Source organism: Saccharomonospora iraqiensis subsp. iraqiensis (assembly GCF_000430445.1).
Lineage (GTDB): Bacteria > Actinomycetota > Actinomycetes > Mycobacteriales > Pseudonocardiaceae > Saccharomonospora > Saccharomonospora iraqiensis.
Genome location: NZ_KE387066.1, coordinates 1 through 2,948, shown reverse-complemented (window position 1 = coordinate 2,948; position 2,948 = coordinate 1). Strand labels below are relative to the sequence as shown.

At 73.5% G+C, this 2,948-nt stretch carries 3 protein-coding genes and 1 pseudogene; all 4 read right to left on the bottom strand.

Annotation, left to right across the window (positions count from 1 at the left end; translation table 11 throughout):
* Nucleotides 1-59 precede the first annotated feature (59 nt).
* Nucleotides 60-887 (bottom strand): thioesterase family protein, encoded by an 828-nt coding sequence (locus ACTIR_RS0106290; RefSeq protein WP_026453621.1) that lies wholly within the window; start codon nucleotides 885-887, stop codon nucleotides 60-62.
* Entirely contained in the window at nucleotides 884-1,810 is a 927-nt protein-coding gene (locus ACTIR_RS0106285; protein ID WP_026453620.1) for a proline dehydrogenase family protein, read from the bottom strand. Before ACTIR_RS0106285 ends, ACTIR_RS0106290 begins: the two co-directional genes overlap by 4 nt.
* An 84-nt stretch (nucleotides 1,811-1,894) precedes the next feature.
* Nucleotides 1,895-2,692 (bottom strand): sugar phosphate isomerase/epimerase family protein, encoded by a 798-nt coding sequence (locus tag ACTIR_RS0106280; protein WP_026453619.1) that lies wholly within the window; start codon nucleotides 2,690-2,692, stop codon nucleotides 1,895-1,897.
* Nucleotides 2,693-2,696: 4 nt separating this feature from the next.
* Nucleotides 2,697-2,948, bottom strand: a pseudogene (locus ACTIR_RS0106275) (hypothetical protein); the annotation flags it as partial.

Genomic DNA, 2,948 nt, shown 5'->3' with positions numbered 1-2,948 from the left:
CGGTGCGGGGCCGTCGGTGCGAGCGGCGCCGCCGGTGCAGGGCCGTCAGTGCAGGGCCGTCAGTGCAGGGCCGTCAGTGCGAGCTGGCGGGCCTGGCACACGATGCGGCCGCGGGCGTCGGCCACCACCGCGTCCGAGTCGAACCACCCCTCCTGCACCGACCGGCTCTCCACCTGGATGCGCAGCCACCCGGGCTGGGGGCGGGTGCGGACCAGCGCGGTGAGCTGGGTCGTCGGCGCCCAGCCGCCCGCACCGCCGAGGTTGAACACGACCGGCGGGTTGATGTCGCAGGCCAGCAGCGAGAAGTAGGCGTCCGAGCCGCCCTCCCGCGGCCGGGCCCACAGCCGCATCCGCGGCGGGTCGCCCTCGCGCCCGGCCAGGTATCCGGCCGTGGCCGGGTCGAGCCGCACCTCACACCCCTGCGCGAGGTGGAACACGCCCTGCGACCGCTCGACCGTCAGCGACACGGCGTTCGGCGGGGGGTCGGCGGGCATCGCGGGCGCGTCGTTCCACACCGGCGGGCGCACGGGCAGCCTGCCCACCGTCACCCGCGCCTCGACGCAGACCCGGCCACGCTGTTCGAGCGTCACCGCCACCACGGTGGTCCGCCTGCCCACCTTGCGGACGTCGGTGCGCAACAGCACCGGCCCGACGGCCGGGGGGCGCAGGAACTCGGCGCTGACGGTCAGCGGCTCCAGGTGCGGCTCACCCTGTTCGGCGAGCGCGGCGACGGCGGCCCGGGCCAGCAGCGTGAGCAGGAACCCGCCGTGCGGATGCGTGCCGATCGACCACTCGGACCGCAGGTCGGCGGTGAAGGTGCCGTCCCGCAGCGAACGCACGTCGCTGGCCACCGGGAACGGCGCGGGATCGTCGTGCACCGTACTCACGAACGGCTGACCAACGCACGCAGGAACAGTGCGGTGTTCGCGGGGCGCTCCGCCAGCCGCCGCATCAGATAGCCGTACCACTGCTCGCCGAACGGCACGTACACCCGCACGGTCTCCCCCTCCGTCGCCAGCCGGCGCTGCTCGTCCGGCCGCACCCCGTACAACATCTGGTACTCGTGGTCGCCCGGCTCGCGCCCGTACGACCGCGCCCGCTCCCGCAGGAGCGGGATCAACCTCGGGTCGTGCGTGGCGAACATCGCGTACGCCCCCTTCTCGAGCAGGATGTTGGCGCACCGCACGTAGCCGAGGTCGATCTCGTGGGCGTCCGGGAACGCCGCCTCGGCCGGTTCGGCGTAGGCCCCCTTGCACAACCGCACCCGCGAGCCCGGATACGCCAACGCCGCGGCGTCGTCGGGGGTGCGGTGCAGGTAGGACTGGAGCACGGCCCCCGTGGCCGGGAACTCCCTGCGCACCCGATCGACGGTCCGCAGGGTGGCGTCGGTGGTGGTGTGGTCCTCCATGTCGACCGTCACGGTGGTGCCGCACCGGTCGGCGGCGGCGCAGATCCGGCCGACGTTGCGCAGCGCCGGCTCCTCGTCCCACCCGACGGTCAGGGCGGACAGCTTCACGCTGACCTCGACGTCGGCCGTCAGCCCCTCGGCGTGCAGGGCGTCGAGCAACCGGAGGTAGGTGCGCACGGTGTGCTCGGTGACCCCGGGGTCACTGGTGTTCTCCCCGAGGTAATCCAGGGTCGCGCGGAGGCCGTCGCGGGACAGTGCCCGCACCGCCCGGAGGGCGTCGGACACGCTCTCCCCGGCGACGAACCGGTTGACGATCCCCCGGGTACCGGGTGCTGTCGCGACCGCCCGACGGATCGCCTCGCTGTCGGCGGCGGCGAGAATCAACGAACGCAGCGGCTCCACGGAGGAAACTCTACGGGTTCCGGACAGTCGGACGGGCAAACACCCGCAGGGTCGGGACGATCGTCGGACGATCCGCGCCGGACGCTACTGACCCAGGTGCAGTCGGGTGAACAGCAGCGCCTCGGCGAGGTCCTTCACGCGACGGGCGGGGGACCGCGCACTCCGGGTGTTGATCTCCAGCACGACCGCGCCGTCGTAGCCGGTGGTGGCCAGCCGTTCGAGCAGTGCGGCGCAGGGCTGGTGGCCCCGCCCCGGCACCAGGTGTTCGTCCTTCGGCGCGCCGGTCCCGTCGGACAGGTGCACGTGGCTCAGTCCCGCACCCATCCGGTCGGCGAGTTCGAGCGCGTCCATCCCCGCCGCGGCGGCGTGCGACAGGTCCAGCGTGTAGTGGGCGTAGCCGACGTCGGTCGGGTCGATGGACGGCCGGAACGCGGAGACCCGACCGGTCCGTCCGGCGCCCGGCGGGCGCACCTTGAACATGTTCTCCACCGCGACGTCGACCCCGCTGTCGGCCTCCAGCTCGGCCACGAGCTCCGGGAACGCGTCCCCGTACCGGCGCTGCCAGCGGAACGGCGGGTGCACCACGACCGTGGACGCACCCAGCTCGACCGCGGCGTCCACCGATTTGCGCAGCCGCACCACCGGGTCGGGCGACCAGACCCGCTGGGTGATCAGCAGCGACGGCGAGTGCAGCGACACGACCGGCACCCCGGTGTTCCTGCTGCGTTTGCGCAACGCCGAGATGCTCTGGCTCTCCGGGTCGGCCCACACCATCACCTCGACGCCGTCGTAGCCGAGCTCGGCCGCGAGTTCGAAACCCTCCCCGGCCCGCAGCGGCCACACCGAGGCGGTGGACAGGGCGACAGGGATCGCGGGAACCACGCGCCTACCTGGTGACGAGTAGCAGCGCCGCCGGGGACACGGTCACCACCAGCCCCACGAGCAGGGCCAGCACGGTGGTCTGGGTGTCCTCGGCACGACGGACCTTGCGCACGACCCACACGAGGGCGACCGTGACCACGACCGCCGCCATGAGCGCCGCGGCGGGGATCTGCCCCCACAGCCAGTTGAAGCCGAGCCACACCCCGGCGCCCCCGGCGACGCCGAGCGCGAGCTGCCCGGCCAGTACCAGCCACTG